Raw genomic sequence first — 24,447 nt, forward strand, 5'->3', positions numbered from 1 at the left:
AGACCACAAAAAAAGCGCCCGAACGATATCTCATCATCCAGGCGTCTAACACGATCTTAATTTAATTTCGAAAAAGCGACTCTTGCTGCTTCAATCGTTTTATCAATATCGGCTTCTGTATGTGCTGCAGATAAGAACAGTCCTTCGAATTGAGAAGGTGGCAGGAAAATGCCTTCTTCAATCATAGAGCGATAATAGCTAGCAAAGTGTTCTAAGTTTGATGATTGTGCCGTTTCAAAGTTAATCACTTCTTGATCTGTGAAGAAGCATCCGACCATAGAACCGGCACGATTGACTTGAAGTGGAATGTTATACTCAGCAGCAGCTTGCTTGTACCCTTCTACTAATCGGTCAACAAGCTTACTAATACGGTCATATGCTTGCTTGTCCATCGCCACTAATGTTTCATATCCTGCTGTCATCGCTAACGGATTTCCTGATAACGTTCCAGCTTGATAAATATCACCAACAGGTGCGATTCGTTCCATGATTTCTCGTTTACCACCGTACGCTCCAACAGGAAGCCCACCACCGATAACTTTACCTAAACAAGTTAAATCAGGTGTAACACCGAAATATCCTTGTGCACAATGATAGTCTACACGAAATCCAGTCATTACTTCATCAAAGATTAACAACGTTCCATTCGCTTCTGTTATGTCTCGAAGCTTTTGGAGGAAGTTATCCTTTGGTGGTACAACACCCATGTTACCTGATACTGGCTCGACAATGACCGCTGCCAAGTCATCACCAAATTGCTCAAAAGCATAGCGCACTGCTTCGACGTCATTGTAAGGCACTGTAATCGTATTTTGTGCAATTGACTGAGGAACACCAGGGCTATCCGGTAATCCTAGCGTAGCGACCCCTGAACCAGCTTTAATAAGCAATGAATCACCATGGCCATGATAGTTACCTTCAAATTTCAAGATTTTATCTCGACCAGTATATCCTCGAGCTAACCGTAGCGCACTCATGGTTGCTTCCGTACCAGAGTTAACCATCCGCACCATTTCCACTGATGGAACGCGATCAATGACTAATTTAGCAAGTTTATTCTCGATCTCGGTTGGGGCACCAAAACTCGTGCCATTTTCCGTTACTTCTTTCAGCTTGGCAACTACACGGTCATCGGCATGTCCTAAGATTAACGGTCCCCAGCTAAGTACATAATCGATATACGTATTGCCGTCCACATCCGTAATTTTTGAGCCCTTACCACGCTCCATAAAAATTGGGTTCATTCCAACTGATTTGAATGCACGAACAGGTGAGTTCACACCTCCTGGCAATAAATCAACAGCTTCTTTGTAAGCATTGACGGAGTTCGTAAATGATTTCACACGTAACACCCTTTCTATTATTTATTCTTCCAACCATTTAGCTACATCTTTTGCAAAATACGTAATAATAATGTCTGCTCCAGCACGCTTCATCGATGTTAAACTTTCTAATACAATTTGCTTTTCATCAATCCATCCGTTTTGTGCTGCTGCTTTTACCATCGCATATTCCCCACTAACATTGTATGCGACGACAGGAACGTTCACATTATTCTTTACATCTCGCATAATGTCCATGTAAGACAGTGCAGGCTTAACGATAACAAAATCGGCACCCTCTGCGATGTCTGATTCCGCTTCTCTTAATGCCTCCATTCGATTCGCCGGGTCCATTTGGTATGTTTTGCGGTCACCAAATTGTGGTGTACTGTCCGCAGCATCACGGAATGGACCGTAAAAGGCAGATGCGTACTTAACTGCATATGACATGATTGGTGTGTTAACAAATCCTGATTCATCTAAGCCTTTTCGAATCGCTGAAACAAACCCATCCATCATATTTGATGGCGCAATAATATCTGCTCCTGCCTGCGCTTGACTAATTGCCGTTTGAACGTGGAGCTCTAGGGATTGATCATTGTCTACATCACCATCATGAATGATTCCACAATGACCGTGTGATGTGTATTCACATAGACATGTATCAGCAATCGTAATCAGTTCAGGTACATCGCGTTTGATTTGACGCAACGCCTCTTGCACGATTCCTGTTTCACAATACGCTTGTGTACCAATTTCATCCTTCTCTTTTGGTATCCCGAATAAAAGCACGGAACGGATTCCTAAGCGTACTAATTGATTCATTTCTTCTGTTAAATGATCAAGTGATACTTGAAAAACTCCTGGCATCGAGGAAACTTCTTTTTTCACATCTGTACCTTCAACAACAAAAATCGGATAAACCAAATCATCTTTTGTTAGTTTCGTTTCTCTTACTAATGCTCGCATATTCACAGAACTTCTTAGTCTACGGTGGCGATTAAATAATTTATCAGACATGTTAATTCATCCTTTCGTCTTGAAATGATCATGTAATGTTTCAATCATTCCATCAATCGTAAATTCATCTGGAACGCGAAGTTGCTTAAACCCAGCTTGCGTTGCTTTATCTTTTGTAGTCGTTCCGATACACAAACATAATTTTTGCTGCTTAATCACGTCAATATATGCAGGTATCGATGCGGTCATTTCCTCAAAAGCAGCAATCGTAGATGGACTCGTAAACGTATATACATCAATCATTCCAGTTTTTATGTAATCGGTTAATTGAACGGTAGTTATTTCGTTGATTAGCGTATCATACATAATCAGTTTACGAAAAAAAACGCGCGCTTGCTTTAATTGATCGGGTATCTCATTTCTGGATTTGTTACCGCACACTAATAGAATTGTTTGCTCAGATCCGTAGGTTTGCAAAAACTCGCTAACCATTTGTGAGCCTTGAAAGCTGTTTGGAATAAACGCCGCTTCATATCCATAGTGTTTCAACATTTGCTCGGTTTTTTTACCAACAACAGCGATATGTAAATGACTGAGCATCGCTTCCATTTGGACACGCTCGACGTGTTCAAAAAAAAACTTCACACCATTTGCACTCGTGAAAAACAGCCAGGAAAATGTATCTAATTGCTGTAGTAGTGCCGTATTTTTCTCAGAGTTACGTGCTTGAAAGATAAGAAGCGGTGCAACCAAAGGTATCGCACCTGCTTCCATTAATTTATCTGCAAACGCCTTTGATTGCTCTTTGCTTCTCGTTACAAGAATTCTTTTTCCAAAGAGACCAGCTGGCATTATTGATCTAACTCCTCTTTCGCCTGTTCAATAATAGCGGCGCCACCTTGATTTTTAATCAATCTGGAAGCCTCTTCCCCAACTGCTTCTGGGTCAGTACCACGAACGGTTTCCTTTAACACTGTTTTGCCATCACTCGTAGCAACCAATGCTGTCAAAACGACTTCTTCACCTTCTAAATAAGCATAGCCGCCAATTGGCACTTGACAGCCTCCCTCAAGTAAATGTAGGAATTTGCGCTCTGCTGTTACCGTTTTAGTCGTATAAGCGTCACTAATCGTGTGAAGCAAGTCAATTAATTCTTGATCTTCTTCCCTACATTCGATCGCTAGCGCACCTTGACCAACTGCAGGAACACATACGTCCGGCTCTAAATACTCCGTTACCATATCCATACTCCATCCCATACGTTTTAAGCCGGCAGCAGCAAGAATAATCGCATCGTAATCTTCTTCTTTCAACTTACGCAAGCGTGTTTCAATATTTCCGCGTATCCATTTAATCGATAGATCAGGGCGAACAGCAAGCACCTGTGCACCGCGTCTTAGACTACTTGTCCCAACAACTGCACCTGCTGATAAATCTTTCAGTAGTACGTGATCATTGGCGATGAACACATCACGATGATCTTCTCGTTCAGGAATTGTGGCAATCGTCAAACCGTCTGGCATTTCTGCTGGCATGTCCTTCATACTATGGACAGCCATATCAATTTCTTTGTCAAACATTGCTTGTTCAATCTCTTTCACGAACAAGCCTTTACCACCAACTTTAGACAAGGTTACGTCAAGGATTTGGTCTCCTTTTGTAGATATTTTTTTAACCTCAAACTCAAATGCGGCCCCAGCTTCTTTAAGTTTTTCTATTACCCATTCCGTTTGTTTTAAAGCTAAGTTACTTTTCCTTGAACCAATCGTGATTGTACGCATAATTTTCCTCCTGATTTGTATTAAAAGTGAAATGTAGAAAGGGAGCTAAATAAGAAAAAATTGACGAGTAAAAACAAAAAAGCACCCGTGTTATATAAAGAAATCGCACGGCCTTGATAACCGATCATGAGTCGAAGAAATAAATAGATGATATAGACTACCAAAACAAGTAAAGATCCAATTGTTTTTACATCATACCAATAAAAGGGTGTACCAGATTGATATGCCCAAGTAACACCGAGTACAATTGATAGCAATAAACTAGGTACTCCAATCGTCACCGTCTGAAAGGAAATTCGATCTAAACGTTCTAAATCACCTAAACGCTTCAGCCATGGATACCCTCGCTTGCTTTTTAATAAGTGGTACTGCAGCAAATACATAAGGGAGAGTATAAATGAAAGCGAAAAGAATCCATAAGATAATATGGCCAGTCCAATATGAATAATTAATATTTCTCCAATTAAAGGCGTACCTTGCTCCATTACAAATGAATCACCTATATAGGTTAGAAAATGCAAAAGCATGATGAAAAAACCTAATAAATTCGTAAAAAACACGAAAAAATCGACGTTAAACAATCGATTAATCGTTAGCGAAAGAGTAACGAGAATCCATGCATAAAAGTATAAGCCATCATATAAATTCAATACCATAGACGCGGATGATAAAAAATTTTGATACAATAAAAAAATGGTTTGAGCAAGCCAAACCACACTAAGTAACCAGAAAGCGATTTTATTCGCCTTCTGATTTTTTTGAACAAAATCAATAAAATATCCCACAACGCTAGCACTGTATATAATAAGAATAATTGCATGTAACCAATTCATTTCCAGCATAAAGGGAACCCTTTCCTCTTAATGAGTGGATGCGTTTTTTAGTGCAGGGAAGGATAATCCTCCACCTTTACTAAATTCTATTATTTTCTCTTCTACCTCGGTACGCATTTCCTCACGGACGGTTTCTTCAATACCGAAAATACGTATAAACATTTCTAATGCATGATCAGATTGTGGTTCACCAGCCATTTCTTTTGCCTGTAAGATTGGCTGTTTCAGCATTTGATTAATAATACTTTTCGTATGTTTGTTTAATACCTTTTTCTCACGCTCTGTAAGGTTTGGCATTTTTCGCTCAATGCTTTTCATTGTTTCAGCTTGGATCGCCAATGCTTGCTCTCTAAGTGCCGAAATGACAGGTACAACACCTAACGTTTGCACCCACTGTTTAAATAGAACGATTTCTTCTTCAATGAATAGTTCAATCGCTTCTGAAGCATGTTGTCTTGCTTCTAGGTTTGCATCAACGACTCCTTGAAGATCATCGATATCATATAAGAACACATTTTCTAGATCTCCCAAGGCCGGTTCTAGGTCTCTCGGTACAGCAATATCGACTAGGAACAGCGGACGTCCTTTACGTTGCTTATGAATTGGAGCGAGTACCTCCTTTGATAGCACGTAATTAGACGCTCCTGTAGAGCTAATTAAAATATCAGCTGCTAACAGTGCATCGGCTAATCCATCCATCGTTCTAGCTACACCATCTAATTGCGCGGCAATCGCTTCTGCTTTTTCTAGGGTACGATTAATAACCGTCACCTTTTTGACACCAGAACCTTTTAAATTCTTAGCTGCCAATTCACCCATTTTACCGGCACCTAAAATAACGACATGTTTGTTAGTTAAGTTACCGAAAATTTTCTTTGACAATTCTACAGCTGCATAACTAACAGATACAGCATGATCACTAATCTCTGTATCTTTATGGGCACGTTTAGCTAATGTGATTGCTTGTTTAAATAGTTCGTTAAACATCGTACCTGTTGTTTTATGCTGTTGCGCTAACAAAAACGCTTGCTTTACTTGTCCTAAGATTTGGGTCTCTCCAACAACCATCGAATCCAAACCAGAGGTAACACGAAATAGATGCTCTATGGCACCATCATTTTCAGAAATAGCTAGATGGCTGGTAAATTGCTCTTTTTCTATGCCAAACCATTCCGCTAAAAATTGTTTTATATAATATCGCCCTGTATGAAGTTGATCAACTACTGCATAAATTTCTGTACGATTACATGTAGATACGATCACATTTTCCAATACACTTTTCTGATTGTTTAACTGTTGCATTGCATCTGCAACCGCATCGTCAGCAAAAGTTAATTTCTCTCTAATTTCTACAGGAGCGGTCCGATAATTAATACCAACCACTAATATATGCACGTTTTACTACCCCCAACAAACATCTGACATGAACATACATGTCCAATTATAACATGTTATTTACCCTATATCTAAAAAAAGTGTGAACAGATAATGACACTATATGATAGGATATGAATTAGAATCTTTATATATTTACCTATGTACTTTATCATATCAACAAAATCCAATCAACTAATTAATACTAATTAATAATAATTATAATTTGGAGGGAATCATGAAAAAACAGAATGCTTTTATTGGCTACCTATTAGTTGGAATTGGTATTTACTTTTTATTAAGGCAGCTACAATTTCCGATTTTAACTAATTTCTATTCGTGGCCAACATTACTAATCATTATTGGTTTAGCCTTTCTATTACATAGTTATATTGCCAATGATTATAAGAATTTATTCCCTGGTGTAATTGTGCTCGGACTTGGCATCCATTTTCACGGGCTTAACCACTACGGCTTTTGGGTGGATCATTGGGGTGTATATCCATTTATTATAGCGATTGCTTTTTTACTACGTTTCCAAAAAACAAAGAATGGATTGGTCCCAGGCCTTATTCTTTTAGTAATATCCCTGTTTGCAATCTTTTCAACAAATAAACCATCATGGTTCCGCTGGGTCGACCAAGTAATCGGTGTTCTAGAGAATTTTTGGCCGGTAGTTCTAATCGTCTTGGGAGCATATTTACTATTCAGAAAAAAATAGCGCAAAGAAAGGACTAGTGAAAATGGTAAAGATTAAGGAGCCACATCAAAAATATTTTAATGTGATTGAAAATGAGCGTTTAAATATGGAGGACATCGATCCGAATACACATCTCATCAACTGTCAAATTTACAGCAGCGTTGACATCGATAAAATTGACGAAGTGAAATTTGAGCATTGTACATTTGATCATAACGATTTTTCAAGTGTAGAGTTATTAGACGTTATATTTATTCATTGTGATTTATCTAATGGTAAATTTGAAAAATCTGTTTTATATCGAGTCTTATTTGAAAAGTGCAAGCTAATTGGAGCGAGCTTTTTCTACTCCAGGTTAAAAGATGTTTTTTGGGACGATTGCTTTTTAAGCTACACAAATTTTTCAGAGGCAAACATAACGAATGTGAAATTTGAAGCCGGCATGCTGAACAGTAGTAGCTTTCAACAAGTCACATTTAAATCGTTGTTATTTAGGAATATAGATATTGATGAAATTGATTTAAGCGAAACAACTTTAAAAGGATTAGACCTTTCGCATGCAGAATTCAACCATATTAGAATCGATCGAATGCTTGCAGATGGACTTGTTATTAGACATGATCAAGCGTATAAACTGGTTTCTCACTTTGGAATCAAAGTTACCAATTAGTAAAACGAGCTTGACATCATGATGTCAAGCTCGTTTTTACTTATGATTATAAAAATTGACGCATTACACTCCATGCTTCTTCTTTGCCTTCACCGGTTTCTGAAGAAAATGGAATCACAATATCATCCATACTGAGATTCAAAGTTTGAATCGTCCGCTTTAGATGACTAGCACGTTTACTTTTCGAGATTTTGTCTAGTTTTGTTGCGACAACAATGACAGGTAATTCATGGAATTTAAGAAATTCATACATGCGCACGTCATCCGCGGATGGCTCATGACGAATATCAACGACTAAGGCTGTTGCTTTTAAATTCTCACGCTGACTAAAATACTCTTCAAGCATTTTTCCCCAAGCATCACGCTCTGTCTTCGAAACCTTCGCATACCCGTATCCCGGAACATCCACAAAATAAAACATTTCATTAATTTTATAAAAATTAAGGGTCTGTGTTTTACCTGGTTTGGATGACGTTCTTGCTAAGGCTTTACGGTTAATCATTTTATTAATAAATGATGATTTCCCTACATTAGACCTGCCAGCAAGCGCAATTTCTGGCAAATGGTCTGGTGGGTATTGCTTTTTTGAGACAGCGCTAATTACAATCTCTGCATTAGTTACTTTCATTTTTCTCCCCCGTTAACGCGTGCTTTAATACCTCGTCTAAATGTTTTACAGGTACAAACGTTAAATCATCTCGAACACTTGCTGGAATATCCTCTAAATCTTTTTCATTATCTGCTGGAATAATAATCTTGGTAATTCCTGCACGATGCGCACTTAACGATTTCTCTTTTAAGCCACCAATCGGAAGGACACGACCTCGTAATGTAATCTCACCGGTCATTCCTACTTCTTTCCGTACAGCGCGCCCTGTTAATGCAGACACTAGTGCAGTTGCCATCGTAATCCCTGCTGATGGACCATCCTTAGGTGTAGCACCTTCAGGAACATGAATATGAATATCATTCTTTTCATGAAACTCAGGATCAATGTTCAATTCCTTGGCACGGGAGCGAATATAACTGAACGCTGCTTGTGCTGATTCCTTCATCACATCACCAAGTTTACCTGTTAACGTTAGTTTGCCTTTACCCGGATATAGTGACACTTCTATCGATAACGTATCACCGCCTGCCGCAGTGTAAGCAAGCCCCGTTGCCGTACCAACCTGATCCTCTTCTTCCATTTTACCATAACGGAACTTCGGCTTACCTAATAAAGTTTCTAACTGTTTCTCGGTAATTACTACACGCTTTTTATCTTCAGAAACGATTATCTTTGCTGCTTTACGGCAGATCGAAGCAAGTTGTCGTTCCAAGCTTCTTACACCAGCTTCTCGAGTGTACATACGAATCAGTTTAACAAAAGCCTCATCCCGAAGTTGCATTTGACCTTTTTTCAGTCCATTTTCCTTCATTTGCTTTGGTAATAGATGTTCCTTAGCTATATGAAGCTTCTCTACTTCTGTATAGCCAGCAATCGATATGACTTCCATACGGTCTAATAACGGACCAGGAATTGTAGATAAATTATTTGCTGTAGCTACAAACATAACACTGGAAAGGTCATAGTTTTCTTCAATAAAATGATCACTAAAATTGCTGTTTTGTTCCGGATCAAGCACCTCTAGCATTGCTGAAGACGGATCTCCTCTGAAATCACTTGCCATTTTATCAATTTCATCTAATAAAAAAATCGGATTGACAGTCTCCGCTTTCTTCATCCCTTGAATGATCCGTCCAGGCATTGCACCAACATAAGTACGACGATGACCACGAATTTCCGCTTCATCTCGGACACCACCTAAAGAAATACGAACAAATTTTCGGTTTATTGCCCGGGCAATCGAACGTGCTAATGACGTTTTCCCAACCCCTGGTGGACCAACTAAACAAAGAATCGGACCTTTAATCGTTTGCGTCAGCTTTTGAACAGCCAAATATTCTAAAACGCGTTCTTTTACTTTTTCCAAACCATAATGGTCTTCATCTAACGTTTTTTCAGCATGATTAATGTCTAGATTATCCTTCGTTTCCTTCGTCCATGGTAAGGCAAGTAGCCAGTCAACATAATTACGAATAACAGAGCTTTCCGCAGAACTTTGCGGTACCTTTTCGTAACGATCAAGCTCTTTGTTTACAACTCCTAATATACGTTCAGGCAAATCGGCTTTTTCTACCTTTTCTCTCAGCTGTGCAACTTCACCAGATTTACCTTCTTTATCGCCTAATTCTTTTTGAATGGCTTTCATCTGTTCCCGTAAATAATATTCTTTTTGCGTTTTTTCCATCGATTTCTTGACGCGATGTCCAATCTTCTTTTCAAGATTTAAAATCTCTCGTTCATTGCTAATAAATTCAATTAATTGCTGTAATCGTTTTTTTACGTCTTCCGTTTCCAACAATTCTTGTTTGTCCTGTATTTTCAAGGACAAATGGGAAGTTATAATGTCTGCAAGTCGACTTGGTTCATCGATATCGGACACTGTCGCAAATGTTTCTTGACTAATTTTCTTTGATATTTTTATGTATTGTTCAAATTGACTTAATAACGACCGCATTAAGGCCTGTTCTTCGACCTTATCGCCGTGTACTTCTTCAAATTGCTGTACTTCAACGATGAATTGATCATCATCTTCTATAAATTGAACAATTTCTCCCCGCTGCATGCCTTCGACTAGTACTCGAATCGTGCCATTGGGTAGCTTTAACATTTGCTTCACTTTTGCTAATGTACCGACCCGGTAAATATCCTTTGCCTTTGGTTCATCAACAGCACTTTCCTTCTGTGCTGCTAAAAATATGTTGTGATCATCCATCATTGCTCTTTCCAAAGCATTTATAGATTTTTCTCTACCAACATCCAAGTGCAATACCATCGATGGGAAAACAAGAATACCTCTTAATGGAAGAAGTGGTAATTGAACTGTATTTGATTCTGCCATGTTATGCACCTCCGCTAATTAAACGTGCAATTACTCGTTTTTTAGACAACTTAGTCAACTACATCATACTTTTTTTGCTATTCGCATCATATAGCTGTATAACGTAATTATGAAATTGACACAACTTCCTAAAGTGTAATGAAAATTTCTACTATTGTAAAATTATAGGCTTACTAAACAGATTTGGAAGCCTTTGTGATTCGTTTGTTTTGCAATTGCTTCGCCTCCCCATAGCTACCTTCAACGGCATATGGAAGTGCTTCATGAAAAGTTTCCACTGGAATGATTTCAATTCCATCAATTTTATCACAAATCGACTGATAGTTATCCTTTGGAATGATTACACGTGATGCTCCCGCTTGCTTGGCCGCCCTGATTTTCGTTAATACACCACCGATTGGCTTTACTTCTCCGTGCAAACTGATTTCGCCTGTCATTGCTGTATCAAAGCGCACTGGCTTCTTTTGAATGCTGGAATAAATACCAACAGCCATTGCTAATCCAGCAGATGGACCATCAACAGGGATACCCCCTGGAAAATTGACATGGATGTCGTATTCATGTGCAGGTACGCCTAACGAACGCAATAATGTAATAACATTCTCTATCGACCCTCTGGCCATACTTTTACGTTTTATTGATTTGCTCTGGGACCCAATCGTTTCTTCCTCGGCAATTCCGGTAATCGAAATTTTGCCATTGGAATTGGTCGGTAAGATCATGAATTCAATCTCTAACAAGAAACCCGTACTTGGACCAGAAACAGCTAAACCATTTACTTTACCAACTCGATTTATTGGTGTTACTTTCGGTTTCACTCTCGGCGTTAGTCTGCTGGAGTCTACTACCCATTCCATGTCCGACTGTGAAATTTCTTCGCGCAAATCTTTTTTCGCAAGGCTTGCAGCAATTTGAATCATATTAACTGCTTCTCTTCCGTTGCGTGCATATTGAGATAGCACACGCAGTGCTGTTTCATCTATTTTACAGTTAATTTTGTCGCAGGCTCGTGTAGCAACCTCCATGATTTCCTCTGGCTCTAACTCTCGAAAGAATATCTCTAGACACCTGGAACGAATCGCGGGTGGAATTTCTTCAGGATTTCTCGTTGTTGCACCAATCATACGAAAATCAGCAGGAAGCCCCTTTCTAAATATCTGATGAATGTGTGCAGGGATGTTTTGGTTTTCTTCACTGTAATACGCACTTTCATAATGAACAGTACGATCTTCCAAAACTTTTAATAGTTTATTCATTTGAATCGGATGTAATTCACCGATCTCATCAATAAATAATACACCACCATGTGCATTAGATACAGCACCACGTTTGGGTTGAGGAATTCCAGCTTGTCCCATCGCACCAGCACCTTGGTAAATCGGATCATGTACAGAGCCGATCAAAGGATCCGCAACCCCTCGTTCATCGAATCGTGCAGTTGTGGCATCCAACTCGATGAACGGTGAAGTTGTACGAAACGGTGAATTTGCATTTTTCTTTGCTTCTTCTAACACGATTCTGGCTGCGGCAGTTTTTCCAATCCCTGGTGGTCCATACACAATCACGTGCTGTGGATTAGCACTGCACAAAGCTGCTTTTAACGACTCAATACCATCTGACTGACCAATAATATCAGCCAGGTTACTTGGTCTGATTTTTTCCGATAAAGGGACAGAAAGAGAGACGGAGCGCATAGCTCGAAGTTTCTCCATCTCTTTTTTTGATTCCTTATCGATTGTATTTTTATTTGCTCGTTGGCTTCGTAACAAATTCCAGAAATAAATTCCAATTACGACGCCAAAAAACAACTGAATAATGACTACAATACTAACTAGATCCATTGGGGTCCCTCCAAAAAGTGATTTACTCGTTAGTATTGCCCCATTTTCTTTTCCTTAACCTACCTCTAACTACGGAAAATCCCTTGCTATGTAAAAAATAACAAGGGATTATCTAATACTGTTCACTTGTGAAATTAGTAATAAGAAAAGTGCAGAGCGCCGCTTAGAAACGTAGCGACTGGAGGGAATCGACTGAGATAAAGGAATCACGATGAGCTTGCGAATCGATGATGACTTATCGTAGGGCGATTCGTGAAGTCGCCTAGTTTCTGGCGCTCGGAACTAGACACATGCACAAAAATTCACACTTTCTATCTTATTAAAATTAAGCACTTTCTTTTGGTGATTGTTTATTTTCATCCTTAACTGTGCCATCCGTTAATACGAGTTTAGGTCTGCCATCTTCAAGTATAACGGTATCTTTCGTGATTACACATTTACTAATATCGTCTCTTGACGGTAACTCAAACATCACTTCAAGCATGATACTTTCAATAATCGAACGTAAGCCACGTGCACCAGTTTTCCGTTCAATTGCTTTTTTAGCAATTTCAACTAATGCTTCTTCTTCAAACTCAAGCTCAACATCATCCATTTGGAATAGCTTTTCATATTGTTTCACGAGTGCATTTTTAGGTTTTGTTAATATTTCTACTAACGCTGCTTCATCAAGTGGCTCTAAGCTTCCGATTACAGGAAGACGACCGATGAATTCAGGAATAAGTCCGAAACGCAATAAATCCTCCGGTAATACTTTTCCTAGCAGCTCACCTTTATCCATGTCTTTATTCATACCTTCTTCAGCACCGAAGCCAATTACTTTTTTACCTAAGCGGCGTTTGATAATTTGTTCGACACCATCAAATGCCCCACCACAAATAAATAAGACGTTTGTCGTATCAATTTGGATGAATTCTTGATGTGGATGCTTTCTACCACCTTGAGGCGGCACACTAGCAACCGTACCTTCAAGAATTTTCAGTAATGCTTGCTGAACACCTTCACCAGAAACATCTCTTGTGATTGATGGGTTCTCTGATTTACGTGCAACTTTATCAATTTCATCAATATAAATAATACCTTTTTCTGCTTTTTCAACGTCATAATCAGCAGCTTGGATTAGTTTAAGAAGAATATTTTCTACGTCTTCCCCTACATAACCTGCTTCTGTTAATGATGTCGCGTCTGCGATCGCGAATGGTACATTTAAAATTCTTGCCAATGTTTGTGCCAATAATGTTTTACCACTACCTGTAGGTCCAATCATCGCAATATTACTTTTTGCTAATTCCACATCGTCTGAAGAACTTTTCGTAGAATTAATCCGCTTATAGTGATTATATACTGCTACAGATAAGCTTTTCTTCGCTTTTTGTTGACCAATTACATAGTCATCAAGAATTTCACAAATCTCTTGTGGCTTGGGTACGTCTTTGAATTCTACTTCTTCTTCGTTACCAAGCTCTTCCTCTACAATTTCCGTGCAAAGCTCAATACATTCATCACATATATAAACGCCTGGTCCAGCAACTAGCTTGCGAACTTGATCTTGGCTTTTGCCACAGAAGGAACACTTTAGTTGCCCTTTTTCTTCGTTAAATTTATACATTTAAATTCACCCCTAGAGTAAAAATCTCAACATGATATGAATTAAAAAAATCATACTCTAATGTTTTTTCTTTCTTTAGCTCATCATATCAGATTGGTTTCCGTTTACAAAGCAATATACTTTTTTACATGCTTTTTACGTACACTAAATAATGACTCCTATATATATGAGAGTCTTTCCAATTGAATCAAACTATAAACAGTATATATTTGCTATGTGTTATAAAAATAAAGGTACACCTAATTATGTAGAAAGTTTTAGAAAAGTCAAACGATATGTTATCAAGTATATGTAACTAGAGCATGTAATCATTCTTCTATTTGTCCATTAAATCAAGAAAATAATTATAAAACAAGGCACGATTTAATCGCGCCTTGTGATGTGTGTGGCTTTTCTTAACAAATGATGTCGTTTTTTAATTATTTAGTTTTGCTATTTTCGACAAGAAAATCAATAGCTTTTTTGAATTTCAAGTCGTCTTTAATTGCGTCTGCATTTCCGCCTAGCATTTGTAGAAGTTGTTCTACATCTGCTTGGTACATAGATGCCATTGTTTCCAATTCTTTATTGACATCTTCGTCGTTCACTTCAATATTTTCAAGTTCTACAATTGCTTCAAGAACAAGATTTGTTTTTACACGCTTACCTGCATCCTCTTTCATTTGTTCCTTCAATGCGTCTGCATCTTGACCAGAGAATTGGTAATACATGTCTAGAGTCATGCCTTGTTGTTGTAATCTTTGTTCAAACTCTCTTAGCATACGATCTTGTTCTGTAGCTACCATTGCATCCGGAATATCAACTTCAGCATTATCTGATGCTTGTGTAATTAATGCTTCACGTTTTTGGTTATCCGCATCCGTCGCTTTTTGGTTTACTAAGCGCTCTCTAATTTTCTTTTTCAGCTCATCCAATGTTTCTACTTCTTCATCGACATCTTTCGCGAATTCGTCATCTAATGCTGGAAGTTCTTTCGCTTTAATTTCTTGAATTGTAACTTTAAATGTGGCTTCTTTACCAGCTAAATTTTCTGCATGATATTCTTCTGGGAAAGTTACTACGATATCATCTTCCGCACCAGTTTCTTTTCCAACTAGCTGTTCTTCAAATCCAGGAATGAATGAACCCGATCCGATTTCTAATGTGTGGTTTTCTGCTTTTCCGCCTTCAAACGCTTCACCATCTACGAAGCCTTCAAAATCGATAACAACAGTATCACCCTCTTCAACAGCACCTTCTTCTTTAACAACTAGTTCTGCTTGGTGCTCTTGCTGATGCTTTAATTCATGCTCCACATCTTCTTCTGTAACTTCTGTTTCTTCTTCTTCTACTTCTAAACCTTTATAGTCACCCAATTTAACTTCTGGTTTTACAGTAACCTTAGCAGTGACGATAAGGTTTTTACCTTTTTCGATTTGCTCAATATCAACTTCTGGCTGATCTACAGGAGAAATTCCTGTTTCATCAATTGCATCAGAATATACTTTTGGTAGAATGATATCAACCGCATCTTGATAAAGTGATTCTACTCCGAAACGTTGTTCAAACATTCCACGTGGCATTTTTCCTTTACGGAATCCAGGAACTTGAACTTGTTTTACAACTTTTTTAAATGCTTCATCTAAAGCTGCGTTAAAATCTGCTGCTTCTACTTCAATTGTTAGAAGTCCTTCATTACCTTCTTGTTTTTCCCATTTTGCTGTCATATTATTTCCCTCCAGAAATCTATAAATTCATTAAGTATTGTTTGACGTTCATTGGATGTATAATTAGTACATACTAAGGTGGAACGCAAAATGCAACCATCTTATTATAACATAATCCATATTGCTTTCAACATATTCAACGTGACAAAGTAGCTAGCACATGCTTCAAACTATTCATTAGAAATAGATATTGTTGATTAATCCTCTATAATTGCATAATATTGGGTTTCATAATCAAGGATGTGTTTTATGTATACATCTACTTGTTCTTGTTCTTGTTCTATATTGTAGTCCTCTTGCTTGACTGTTAATCCCAAATATTGATTTCCTAATTGCTTTAGCGCAATAGACAGTGGATACAATTCCTGATCACTTGGAAGTAGCGGATAACGTACGTAAACATAATGAAACAATAATTTTTCCATTAGCTCGAATAAAGACGGATTATTTTGTTCCACATCGACTAAAAAAGATAAAATTTGATTCGTTGCTGCATCCTGATATGGTGCTTTTATGTTAGCTGGATTAACGATAATCTTTTGGTCTAACTTATGTATCTCAATTGATTGATCTATCTGATTTTCTTGTAACAGTTGTGCAATGGCTGTTTTTACAACCGGATGGATGTGATTTTCCTTAAGTAAACGACTAAAAAGATTAAGTTGTGGCGTAATATTTGTATCTTTAAATTTTAAAATCGTTCGCCATTGTGCCGTTGCATCCCTTCGCTCTACTGCCTCTACTAATTTTTCTATGTATTGGTTTACATGTTCATGCTTAGCATCGACGTGCAGCTTTTTACTTATCTCATATAATTGCCATAACTGATTTTTTAATAAATCTGGAATACCACCTTCGTAAAAGACATCCTCCAAATAATCAATTAACTCATCATACTTGCTCATTTGAAATAGCATTGTACTGTACATATGTATGTATTCAAAATAATGTTCATCGTGCTTGTCAATTAAGTGTATGTATAATTCCTCTGCTTCCTCATACTTTCCAAGTTCCATTAAACATATAAGCTTGCCTATCAAAATTTCATGAGAATTAGCATCAAGGCTTAGTAACTCATCCAACTTCTCCAAAGCATCTTGATAACGCTTTTCTTTTAAAGCCTCCATGCTTTGCTTTTCCAATGTTGCTTTCCATTTAGGAAACATTACAATATTATTATTGTTTTTGCTCATATTCACCATTCCTAATTAATAACTTTCTCTCCATTTTTACTAGCTTACCCGTTTTATAGTAAGTAACAAACGTGATTTTCATTTCTTTCCTAAATAAGATATGCATGTATCAGATATTTACGGCATAAGAATGAAAGGGAAATACGTATCTTCAACTTCAATAGAAAATTTACATACATCTAGATTAACACACCTTCTGCTTTGGTGTGTTTTTCTTTTTAGGAGGATTTTTAAATGAATTACAAAAAATATGAAGTTACTTGTACATTTGAACAAACAAATAAAAGAAGCACACGTAAAATTCATGCACAATCACAGAAGCACTTAAAAGAACTTATGACGCACCGAGGATACGTTGGACCATTTGACATAAAGGTAATTCCATTCCGCCAAGTGAGCCATCAGCAACTGCATGATGCAGAACAACTAGGCATCTCCATACCTGGACAAGCAACCGTTGAAGATGCCGATGCCCTTATTAAAAGAAACACAGACGGCGATCGTGAACCGCACCCAGGTTTATACTCATTTGCATATGAACGAGGACTTTGCTTTTCACAGTACATCGGGGAACGCGCGCTATATAATCTCGTCTGGGAAAATCTAGATTTAAAAGCCAAAATTGAATTTTTCACTTATTCGATTTACCATTCAATTCATTTTGAATCTGCGGAACATTTGGATATCTCCCCTTACAAAGACTTGTTCGAATCGTTTGCAGAAGAAGCCATTAAAAACGATTTGTTTGTAAAGTCGATAAATGATTATTCTGGTGAGGATTTGACATGTTTTGAGATGTTATATCATGAACCTGACCTTAGCGGTAGTATTCTTTATACGTATGCTTATAAGAAAGCTTTAACGTTCTTAATCAGCAATTGTTTAGTTGAAAAAGAACCCAGGAAACGAACTGAACACATAAAGCTAGACAACAAAAATGAGAGCCAATCCAATCAATGGAATAACCCTATCGTAACGTTTTTTAGCAAAAAAGTTGTGATTATTACTTATACAGTTATTATGTCGCTATTCACCTTATTATTAGGCATTTATGATGGATTTGTCAGTTTTTTAATTTTTGGAGTAGTTACATTTGTATTGTTTAAGTTATTGACTAAGCAGCGAAAAGAATTGGTGAAGGGTAACGAGTTAGATACTGAAAGCTAGACATGAGAAAACCATTGTAAATATGGGGCTTCTAGTTTAATATCATGAATGAAAAGCGCAGCGTTTAGGCTTCTCTAACAAGAAGATTTAACATCACTAGCGTTACAACGAGTTTAGGGAGGATTTCTCATGCACAACTATTTACTTAGCCTTGTATTATTGGTTTCCGTTTTACTAATTATACCAACTAGTCTAGCTCTATTTATTATTTTTATCTATTATAAACAAGCTCGTCTGTTTATTCCTGCAGTAGCAATAGCGCTTTTTATAAGTGGCTGTGCTCCACAAGCACCGAACCAGGAAACGACTGAAATTAATCCAAATGTAGTCGAAGAAACGCAAGAAAATAGTTCGTCAGACGATGCTATTGTCGAAGAAAACGACACGAATGACTCTCAGGAAAACGATAGTCAAACTGAGCAAGAGCAGGATACTCCAGACAAAATAACTGCTACAGTTACACGGGTGATTGATGGTGACACCATCGAAATTAACATGAATGGCACAACTGAAATAGCTCGTTTGTTGCTGATCGATACACCTGAAACAGTCGCTCCTAATAAGCCTGTTGAACCATATGGACCAGAAGCGTCACAATTCGTAAAAGACACACTTACCGGCCAAGAGGTAGAAGTTAAAGTTGGCACAGAAGAACGTGATCATTACGGAAGACTGCTCACATATATTTTTATTGATGACGAAACAATACAGGAAAAATTACTAAGAAAAGGCTTGGCAAGGACGGCCTATCTTTATAACGATTTAACCATGCTCGATACTTTTCATCGCGCACAAGCAGAAGCCATTGATCAAGGAATTGGCATTTGGTCGATTCCAGGTTATGCACATAAAGATCATAATCACGGCTTTCATTATGAGGAAGATATTGACACCTCTCCAGAACCAACACCTCCTACAACTGATCAGAATGACACTAATTACAAAAACTGCACAGCAGCTAGAGATGCAGGTGTAACCCCGATTCATAATGGAGACCCTGGCTACGGGACACATTTGGATCGTGACGGCGACGGTATAGCATGTGAATAAGGGAATAGTAAAAAAGCAGCGAATTGCTGCTTTTTTATTTATATTTATTTCGTGGGAGGGAAAGTTAAAAATATTTACAAGAACACACGTTCTGTTTATAATAATAGGAAAGGTGGTGTTGCAGATGGATGAAGATTTAAAACAAACACTTTACGCTTACATCATTTTACCATTTGTGCATAAGCTGTTTAAACGAGACCTTTCATACTTTGAAACAGGTCCATTTCGTGTGAACAGACCGTATCTCGATAAATTAGACACCGCAATCGCATCCGTACAGGATGATTTAAATTCAATAAAACGAACACTTTATAACAAGCATCACATGAAGGTAAGATATTTAGGTAAGACAGGTAATTATCTGCGTTATGATTGGCAAACACCCAATGATTCTGGTGATGTACTACTAACACCTGATCAATTACGCGAGCTTACCAAAGATATGATGGGATTGTATTTGTTTGGCATGTTGGCGAGGCCAGTGGAGATTGGGGATAGGGCTTGGTATTGATGAGAAGGTAGGAGCAATACCTAAAACACGAGTTAGGGATGAAAACATGAAAGCGAAAGTAAACGCAAGCTTTCTTAAAACTCATGTTAAAAATGTTGCTATCTTTGCAAGGCAGTCATCAATTATCTCGTCAGGTGCTCGTCCAAGCACTCTGATTCTGCGTGCCCGCCAATCCATACTTTTAAGTTGATCTACTAAGATAACACCTGTAACAGGGGAACCATTCGCCACTGTTACCCCAGCAGCAGATAATTCAACCTCAAATGGATAACCCTTCTTCTGATTCGTGGTTGGGCAGATCAGTGCGAACCCCGTCGCTTCATTAAATGCTGCCGGCGAAAGGACGATTCCAGTCCTTCTTCCTGTTTGTTCATGACCAGCTTGCGGATTGAAATCTATTACAATCAAATCGCCTCGTCCTGGTATATTTGTAGCCATTAAATAATTTCATTCCCCTCTACGCCAAAATCAATGTCATCATGACGATTTTCCGGTGTAATTTTTGATAGGAGTTCTTCTAAAGAATATTTTTTTTTCTGATTTTTAGGAACTAATGTAATTTTATTATCATCCACTACAATCAACTCCATTTCTGAACCTTGTTGGATTGCAATACGTTCAGCTATATCTCTTGGTATGCGAACCGCAAGACTATTACCCCACTTTTGAACTGTGGTTGCCGATGTCATAGTTCCCACTCCTTTTTTCTCGTTACTATGTTTCCCATTCATTATAACACCATCCTTTTTCAGTGTATATACATAGTATATACGAATCAACACCAGAAGATACTTTTACTGTGATAAATAGGCTTACTGTTGCACGGTATCAAAGAGATGAAAATTCAGAGGATAAACTTACCGAGTGAGAGAACATTCGTTTTCAATCCGATCTTTTTAAAATTTTTAAAGCTGTATAGAAATGACATAGAATTATTCTGCACTTAACTTTATGGAACTTGCAGAAAAAATTTCACTCTAAACGTAATATAAAATTATTGAAGTGAGATAACCCAGCCTCATTATGCAGTTTTTACCAGATCGCCAACAGAAAAACAAAAAAGAACACCAACCACCTTGATACAAGGTGGTTGGTGTTCTTCGATTAGTGTCCCAGGAGAGATTCGAACTCCCGACCCACAGCTTAGAAGGCTGTTGCTCTATCCAGCTGAGCTACTGGGACAAAATAATGGAGCGGGTGAAGGGAATCGAACCCTCGACATCAGCTTGGAAGGCTGAGGTTTTACCACTAAACTACACCCGCACTTTTTATAAGTGGTGTTTCTTTTTGCTTTGTTCACGATCTTCATGTTCCTACATCTACTAGTCTTTTCTAAGATATTTATGCTTCGGAACAACTCGTAGCTTATTCGGTAATTAAGAGCCAAAATTTAACTATCTCTTTAACAGACAAGATTTATTATATAAATTATGACATCGTTTGTCAACACATTAATGAAAATTCTTAAAAAAAGATGCGACCTGCTTTTCACAGGTCGATTTATTTATTTTATCATAAAGAAGTTACATAAGTTAAGTCGTTAATTTTATTTCCGGAAAAATCGAAGAATTCGACGGTAATCTCTGCTTTTGTTTCCCATGATAGAATGGCGTATGTTCCCTCTGGTCGCACCCGTGGTAGGCGAATGCTTCCAGGATTGATAAATAATTTATTTTCTACGCGTTCTGCTCCTGCAATATGAGAATGGCCAAAGCAAATAACCTGTGCGTCTAACTCATCAGCACGGTATGACAGTGGCATAAGTGTTGATTTCACACGGAATAAGTGTCCATGGGTTACAAAAAATGTCAGATCTCCGACAGAGAAATCAACTTCATCAGGAAAGCGGGCATCCATGTCACAATTGCCTGCTACTTTCATAAAATCCTGTAGTCCCGGTGCATCCATTTCTAGCTCTGAATCTCCACAATGAATCATTTGATCAACTTTACCTACGTAACGTTGTCTAATAGTATTTACTTCTTGTGACCAGCCGTGGCTGTCACTCATAATTAGAACCTTTGGCAAAGATATTTCCCCCTTACATAAACTATATCTGCTGCTTTAACCAATCTTCTAGTTGAACGATTGCATTTTTCCGGTGGCTTATTTGATTTTTTTCTTCGGCGGTCAACTGTGCCATCGTTTGATCATAGCCATTCGGTATAAAGATTGGATCATAACCAAAACCATTGGTGCCTTCTGAATTCAGTCCTATTCGGCCCTCACACGTGCCTCTTTTTAACAATGTAGCATGGTTTGGCTGTGCAAGTGCTAATACACAAACAAACCTGGCTGTTCGTTCGGAATCAGGTACATCTGTTAACTCGGACAAAAGCTTTTCGTAGTTAGCAACATCATCCTTTTCTATACCTGCATAACGCGCAGAATAAACACCTGGTCTTCCTTCTAATGCATCAACCATTAAACCCGAGTCGTCTGCTAACACAGGAATTCCAAAAGAAGCGGCAATCGCTTCAGCTTTTATTGCTGCATTTTCTTCAAACGTATCGCCAGTTTCTTCAATATCTGGAATTGATTCATCTAAATCCAACAGTGAAGAAACTTCAATACCATATTTTGAAAACAGTACTTCAAAGTCCTTCATTTTTCCTTTATTTTTTGTTGCAATAATTAATTTGTTCATGATTTATTTACTGCCTTCCTTTTACTTTCAATCACATTTGCCCATTTTCCCAGCGCTTCACTTTGGAGTTCAAAAATGTTCGTTACACCTTCCTTGGCAAGCTCCAACATTTTTTGTAGTTGCTCCATAGAAAAGGTTGCTTCTTCCCCAGTTCCTTGAATTTCTACAAATTCACCTTTACCGGTCATCACAATGTTCATATCCACTAATGCCTTTGAATCTTCTTCATATTGTAGATCGAGAATTTCAGTTCCATCAGGTAAAATACCTACAGACGTAGCTCCGAGGAAATCAGTCACAGGTAACTCCTTGATTGCTTTATTTTCCACGAGCTTTCCGAATGCTAATACGACAGCTACATAAGCACCGGTTATTGCTGCTGTCCGGGTGCCGCCGTCCGCTTGGATAACATCGCAATCCACCCAAACTGTTCGTTCACCGATTCCTTCTAAGTTTACAACAGCTCGCAACGCTCTTCCGATTAATCGTTGGATTTCCATCGTCCGCCCAGAAACTTTCCCTTTGGATGATTCACGAATATTTCGTTTGTCTGTTGCTCTAGGCAGCATCGAATACTCAGCAGTAATCCAACCCTTACCTTCTCCGCGCATAAAAGGAGGAACGCGGTCTTCAATACTTGCATTACAAATGACTTTAGTATCTCCCACAGTAATAAGTACGGAACCCTCTGGATGTTTTATGTAGTTTGTTTCTATGTTAATTGGTCGTAGTTGATTGATTTGACGTTGATTTGGTCTCATCTTTCTTCCTCCTTTTAATTTTCCTCATTATCGTAACATATTTTCACCTAGATTAATAAGTCCATACACCGACAATTGTCTAAATACGAAAAAAAGAGCTGGTATTTTCCAGCTCTTTCCGTGATTCCTTAGTAACTTCCTGTTGGAACGAATGTATCTCTCGAAACCGGTTCGGAATAAGGTACACCACTCGAATTGAAAACTTGTTCATAATCACTGACAGAGACATCAACAGCTTCCACACCTGGCTGCTCTGTTAATGTTAATACTAACGTCTCCATAACCTCGTCCGAAATTGACGCTCTCTCTAAGTCGTTAAAGATATTTTCATTAAAAGTTAAAGATAAAACGCCTTCCGTAATCTCGGGCTGCTCGGCCAATTCTACACCGCTATTAAACACATTGTACAAATCAAGATTGTAAGCAGGTCCATTTACTAAGGCTTGTACTAACGATGCATACGTATTATCGGTATCCATCGCAACATGCTGGGTAACTGGCACAAAGTACATTTCTCCATCCTGTTGTGCAGGATAGTAAAGCGTAACCGCTTTACTATCCATAAAATCTACTGAATCGCTCTCGTAAATATTTATACCATTGACTCTTGAGTAGCCATCGTTCATAGGCGTGCCATTCACCGGCATTTCTTTTTGCTCATAACCGTTAATCCACAGCTTAATTTTATCAACATTATCAAACTGTGTTAACGTGTAGGTCATTGCCTGCAGAATTTTCAGTTCATCCTCTGGACGATATTCGGCAAACTCTTTGGATACATCAACAATTAGCGTTCCATCCTCTTCCAGATTGAGACCTATAATTTCTGTTCCTGCTGGAAGCACCGCTTCAAATCCTTCTGGCAATAATTCTGTAACCGGACCACCTTTTATCATGTATTCTAAACTTTGTTGTGCTACTTCTGTTGATTTTGGAAGCTCAATTGTTTGTGGTACAACCATTCCGTTTGCATCTAGTAAATATAATTGCCTCTGAACTGTTTCAGCTTCTGTGCCTTCTGCTTCTGTTTGATCTTCACTCGTTCCATCTTCACTTTCTGTGTCTTGACCCTCTGCATTCTGTTCATCTGTTCCAGTTTCAGTCTCTAGATCATCTGTATAACTGGCATCTTCAGGAGGTGTATCCATTTCTCCTGTAGTTTGTTCTCCTTGAAAAATACCACATCCGCTTAATAATAGGACTGTTAGGCTTAGTAAAACCGTATACATTAAAAGCGCTCGTATCCTCATGCTTTTCCCTCCTAAGATGGTTTGTACTACTATATATACGAGCACTAAAAAAAATTAGACCTAGCTATTACAATTTTTTTAGAAGAAGATTTTGTTTACAGTCAAAATGAAGGTGTTTATCAGC

23 protein-coding genes and 2 tRNA genes are annotated in these 24,447 nt (G+C 38.1%); 5 read left to right on the top strand and 20 right to left on the bottom strand.

What is annotated here, in order from left to right; all coding sequences use genetic code 11:
- Nucleotides 1-56: 56 nt before the first annotated feature.
- The 6 genes from hemL to hemA are packed head-to-tail and all read right to left on the bottom strand — an operon-like array spanning nucleotide 57 to nucleotide 6,291.
- On the bottom strand, nucleotides 57-1,343 hold the full coding sequence (gene hemL, locus ACI6MV_RS22770) for a glutamate-1-semialdehyde 2,1-aminomutase (RefSeq protein ID WP_407272633.1): 1,287 nt from the start codon (nucleotides 1,341-1,343) through the stop codon (nucleotides 57-59).
- Nucleotides 1,344-1,364: 21 nt separating this feature from the next.
- A complete protein-coding gene (hemB, locus tag ACI6MV_RS22775) occupies nucleotides 1,365-2,342 on the bottom strand; it encodes a porphobilinogen synthase (RefSeq protein WP_407272634.1) in 978 nt (325 codons plus the stop codon).
- A 6-nt stretch (nucleotides 2,343-2,348) separates the two neighbouring features.
- Nucleotides 2,349-3,134: a uroporphyrinogen-III synthase gene (locus ACI6MV_RS22780; protein ID WP_407272635.1), complete on the bottom strand. Its 786-nt coding sequence runs from the start codon at nucleotides 3,132-3,134 to the stop codon at nucleotides 2,349-2,351.
- Entirely contained in the window at nucleotides 3,134-4,063 is a 930-nt protein-coding gene (gene hemC / locus ACI6MV_RS22785; protein ID WP_407272636.1) for a hydroxymethylbilane synthase, read from the bottom strand. Before hemC ends, ACI6MV_RS22780 begins: the two co-directional genes overlap by 1 nt.
- A gap of 20 nt (nucleotides 4,064-4,083) precedes the next feature.
- Nucleotides 4,084-4,896: a cytochrome C assembly family protein gene (locus ACI6MV_RS22790; protein ID WP_407272637.1), complete on the bottom strand. Its 813-nt coding sequence runs from the start codon at nucleotides 4,894-4,896 to the stop codon at nucleotides 4,084-4,086.
- Nucleotides 4,897-4,923: 27 nt separating this feature from the next.
- Nucleotides 4,924-6,291 carry a glutamyl-tRNA reductase gene (hemA, locus tag ACI6MV_RS22795; RefSeq protein ID WP_407272638.1) on the bottom strand — a complete coding sequence of 456 codons (1,368 nt, stop codon included), beginning with the start codon at nucleotides 6,289-6,291 and terminating at the stop codon, nucleotides 4,924-4,926.
- Between the two features lie 217 nt (nucleotides 6,292-6,508).
- On the opposite strand from hemA, the gene ACI6MV_RS22800 reads away from it, so the two are divergent.
- Nucleotides 6,509-6,991, top strand: a complete 483-nt coding sequence (locus tag ACI6MV_RS22800; RefSeq protein WP_407272639.1) for a LiaI-LiaF-like domain-containing protein — start codon at nucleotides 6,509-6,511, stop codon at nucleotides 6,989-6,991.
- A gap of 22 nt (nucleotides 6,992-7,013) precedes the next feature.
- Nucleotides 7,014-7,640, top strand: coding sequence for a pentapeptide repeat-containing protein (locus tag ACI6MV_RS22805; RefSeq protein WP_407272640.1), 627 nt, complete (start codon nucleotides 7,014-7,016; stop codon nucleotides 7,638-7,640).
- 46 nt (nucleotides 7,641-7,686) lie between these two features.
- On the opposite strand, the gene yihA is transcribed toward ACI6MV_RS22805, so the two are convergent.
- From yihA to ACI6MV_RS22835, 6 genes are all read right to left on the bottom strand, one after another.
- On the bottom strand, nucleotides 7,687-8,268 hold the full coding sequence (gene yihA / locus ACI6MV_RS22810) for a ribosome biogenesis GTP-binding protein YihA/YsxC (RefSeq protein WP_407272641.1): 582 nt from the start codon (nucleotides 8,266-8,268) through the stop codon (nucleotides 7,687-7,689).
- On the bottom strand, nucleotides 8,255-10,588 hold the full coding sequence (lon, locus tag ACI6MV_RS22815; protein WP_407272642.1) for an endopeptidase La: 2,334 nt from the start codon (nucleotides 10,586-10,588) through the stop codon (nucleotides 8,255-8,257). The genes yihA and lon overlap by 14 nt, the downstream gene beginning before the upstream one ends.
- A gap of 173 nt (nucleotides 10,589-10,761) precedes the next feature.
- Complete coding sequence (gene lonB / locus ACI6MV_RS22820) at nucleotides 10,762-12,429, bottom strand: ATP-dependent protease LonB (protein WP_407272643.1); 1,668 nt, start codon at nucleotides 12,427-12,429, stop codon at nucleotides 10,762-10,764.
- Between the two features lie 325 nt (nucleotides 12,430-12,754).
- Complete coding sequence (clpX, locus tag ACI6MV_RS22825) at nucleotides 12,755-14,038, bottom strand: ATP-dependent protease ATP-binding subunit ClpX (RefSeq protein ID WP_407272644.1); 1,284 nt, start codon at nucleotides 14,036-14,038, stop codon at nucleotides 12,755-12,757.
- A 419-nt stretch (nucleotides 14,039-14,457) separates the two neighbouring features.
- Nucleotides 14,458-15,744 (bottom strand): trigger factor, encoded by a 1,287-nt coding sequence (gene tig / locus ACI6MV_RS22830; RefSeq protein ID WP_407272645.1) that lies wholly within the window; start codon nucleotides 15,742-15,744, stop codon nucleotides 14,458-14,460.
- A gap of 197 nt (nucleotides 15,745-15,941) precedes the next feature.
- Nucleotides 15,942-16,937 (bottom strand): tetratricopeptide repeat protein, encoded by a 996-nt coding sequence (locus ACI6MV_RS22835; RefSeq protein ID WP_407272646.1) that lies wholly within the window; start codon nucleotides 16,935-16,937, stop codon nucleotides 15,942-15,944.
- 234 nt (nucleotides 16,938-17,171) lie between these two features.
- Between ACI6MV_RS22835 and ACI6MV_RS22840 the strand changes: the two genes are divergently transcribed.
- The 3 genes from ACI6MV_RS22840 (at nucleotide 17,172) to ACI6MV_RS22850 (ending at nucleotide 19,665) form a co-directional block, all read left to right on the top strand.
- Entirely contained in the window at nucleotides 17,172-18,104 is a 933-nt protein-coding gene (locus ACI6MV_RS22840; RefSeq protein ID WP_407272647.1) for a hypothetical protein, read from the top strand.
- A 129-nt stretch (nucleotides 18,105-18,233) separates the two neighbouring features.
- Nucleotides 18,234-19,154 carry a thermonuclease family protein gene (locus ACI6MV_RS22845; RefSeq protein ID WP_407272648.1) on the top strand — a complete coding sequence of 307 codons (921 nt, stop codon included), beginning with the start codon at nucleotides 18,234-18,236 and terminating at the stop codon, nucleotides 19,152-19,154.
- A gap of 124 nt (nucleotides 19,155-19,278) precedes the next feature.
- On the top strand, nucleotides 19,279-19,665 hold the full coding sequence (locus ACI6MV_RS22850; protein ID WP_407272649.1) for a YhjD family protein: 387 nt from the start codon (nucleotides 19,279-19,281) through the stop codon (nucleotides 19,663-19,665).
- 81 nt (nucleotides 19,666-19,746) lie between these two features.
- Here ACI6MV_RS22850 and ACI6MV_RS22855 read toward each other — a convergent pair whose 3' ends face one another.
- The 8 genes from ACI6MV_RS22855 to ACI6MV_RS22890 all read right to left on the bottom strand — a co-directional run bounded on the left by ACI6MV_RS22855 (nucleotide 19,747) and on the right by ACI6MV_RS22890 (nucleotide 24,323).
- Nucleotides 19,747-20,103: a type II toxin-antitoxin system PemK/MazF family toxin gene (locus ACI6MV_RS22855; protein WP_407272650.1), complete on the bottom strand. Its 357-nt coding sequence runs from the start codon at nucleotides 20,101-20,103 to the stop codon at nucleotides 19,747-19,749.
- Nucleotides 20,103-20,396: an AbrB/MazE/SpoVT family DNA-binding domain-containing protein gene (locus ACI6MV_RS22860; protein WP_407272651.1), complete on the bottom strand. Its 294-nt coding sequence runs from the start codon at nucleotides 20,394-20,396 to the stop codon at nucleotides 20,103-20,105. Before ACI6MV_RS22860 ends, ACI6MV_RS22855 begins: the two co-directional genes overlap by 1 nt.
- Before the next feature lie 377 nt (nucleotides 20,397-20,773).
- Nucleotides 20,774-20,847, bottom strand: a tRNA-Arg gene (locus ACI6MV_RS22865).
- 7 nt (nucleotides 20,848-20,854) lie between these two features.
- Nucleotides 20,855-20,928: transfer RNA gene (locus ACI6MV_RS22870), tRNA-Gly, on the bottom strand.
- 249 nt (nucleotides 20,929-21,177) lie between these two features.
- A complete protein-coding gene (locus ACI6MV_RS22875; protein WP_407272652.1) occupies nucleotides 21,178-21,693 on the bottom strand; it encodes a metallophosphoesterase in 516 nt (171 codons plus the stop codon).
- A 22-nt stretch (nucleotides 21,694-21,715) separates the two neighbouring features.
- On the bottom strand, nucleotides 21,716-22,312 hold the full coding sequence (locus ACI6MV_RS22880; RefSeq protein ID WP_407272653.1) for an XTP/dITP diphosphatase: 597 nt from the start codon (nucleotides 22,310-22,312) through the stop codon (nucleotides 21,716-21,718).
- Entirely contained in the window at nucleotides 22,309-23,073 is a 765-nt protein-coding gene (rph, locus tag ACI6MV_RS22885; RefSeq protein WP_407272654.1) for a ribonuclease PH, read from the bottom strand. Before rph ends, ACI6MV_RS22880 begins: the two co-directional genes overlap by 4 nt.
- A 128-nt stretch (nucleotides 23,074-23,201) precedes the next feature.
- Nucleotides 23,202-24,323 (bottom strand): GerMN domain-containing protein, encoded by a 1,122-nt coding sequence (locus ACI6MV_RS22890; protein ID WP_407272655.1) that lies wholly within the window; start codon nucleotides 24,321-24,323, stop codon nucleotides 23,202-23,204.
- Nucleotides 24,324-24,447: the final 124 nt, after the last annotated feature.

Origin of the sequence: Radiobacillus sp. PE A8.2 (assembly GCF_045635475.1) — a bacterium.
GTDB lineage: Bacteria > Bacillota > Bacilli > Bacillales > Amphibacillaceae > JBJGXI01.

What these genes read in the sequence shown, in the direction of transcription:
- ACI6MV_RS22860 (WP_407272651.1), bottom strand. Translation starts at nt 20,396, where the DNA reads ATGAATGGGAAACATAGTAACGAGAAAAAAGGAGTGGGAACTATGACA.
- ACI6MV_RS22780 (WP_407272635.1), bottom strand. Translation starts at nt 3,134, where the DNA reads ATGCCAGCTGGTCTCTTTGGAAAAAGAATTCTTGTAACGAGAAGCAAA.
- ACI6MV_RS22790 (WP_407272637.1), bottom strand. Translation starts at nt 4,896, where the DNA reads ATGAATTGGTTACATGCAATTATTCTTATTATATACAGTGCTAGCGTT.
- ACI6MV_RS22880 (WP_407272653.1), bottom strand. Translation starts at nt 22,312, where the DNA reads ATGAACAAATTAATTATTGCAACAAAAAATAAAGGAAAAATGAAGGAC.
- yihA (WP_407272641.1), bottom strand. Translation starts at nt 8,268, where the DNA reads ATGAAAGTAACTAATGCAGAGATTGTAATTAGCGCTGTCTCAAAAAAG.
- ACI6MV_RS22845 (WP_407272648.1), top strand. Translation starts at nt 18,234, where the DNA reads ATGCACAACTATTTACTTAGCCTTGTATTATTGGTTTCCGTTTTACTA.
- lonB (WP_407272643.1), bottom strand. Translation starts at nt 12,429, where the DNA reads ATGGATCTAGTTAGTATTGTAGTCATTATTCAGTTGTTTTTTGGCGTC.
- hemB (WP_407272634.1), bottom strand. Translation starts at nt 2,342, where the DNA reads ATGTCTGATAAATTATTTAATCGCCACCGTAGACTAAGAAGTTCTGTG.
- ACI6MV_RS22855 (WP_407272650.1), bottom strand. Translation starts at nt 20,103, where the DNA reads ATGGCTACAAATATACCAGGACGAGGCGATTTGATTGTAATAGATTTC.
- ACI6MV_RS22800 (WP_407272639.1), top strand. Translation starts at nt 6,509, where the DNA reads ATGAAAAAACAGAATGCTTTTATTGGCTACCTATTAGTTGGAATTGGT.
- ACI6MV_RS22850 (WP_407272649.1), top strand. Translation starts at nt 19,279, where the DNA reads ATGGATGAAGATTTAAAACAAACACTTTACGCTTACATCATTTTACCA.
- lon (WP_407272642.1), bottom strand. Translation starts at nt 10,588, where the DNA reads ATGGCAGAATCAAATACAGTTCAATTACCACTTCTTCCATTAAGAGGT.
- rph (WP_407272654.1), bottom strand. Translation starts at nt 23,073, where the DNA reads ATGAGACCAAATCAACGTCAAATCAATCAACTACGACCAATTAACATA.
- ACI6MV_RS22835 (WP_407272646.1), bottom strand. Translation starts at nt 16,937, where the DNA reads ATGAGCAAAAACAATAATAATATTGTAATGTTTCCTAAATGGAAAGCA.
- ACI6MV_RS22840 (WP_407272647.1), top strand. Translation starts at nt 17,172, where the DNA reads ATGAATTACAAAAAATATGAAGTTACTTGTACATTTGAACAAACAAAT.
- tig (WP_407272645.1), bottom strand. Translation starts at nt 15,744, where the DNA reads ATGACAGCAAAATGGGAAAAACAAGAAGGTAATGAAGGACTTCTAACA.
- ACI6MV_RS22805 (WP_407272640.1), top strand. Translation starts at nt 7,014, where the DNA reads ATGGTAAAGATTAAGGAGCCACATCAAAAATATTTTAATGTGATTGAA.
- clpX (WP_407272644.1), bottom strand. Translation starts at nt 14,038, where the DNA reads ATGTATAAATTTAACGAAGAAAAAGGGCAACTAAAGTGTTCCTTCTGT.
- hemC (WP_407272636.1), bottom strand. Translation starts at nt 4,063, where the DNA reads ATGCGTACAATCACGATTGGTTCAAGGAAAAGTAACTTAGCTTTAAAA.
- ACI6MV_RS22890 (WP_407272655.1), bottom strand. Translation starts at nt 24,323, where the DNA reads ATGAGGATACGAGCGCTTTTAATGTATACGGTTTTACTAAGCCTAACA.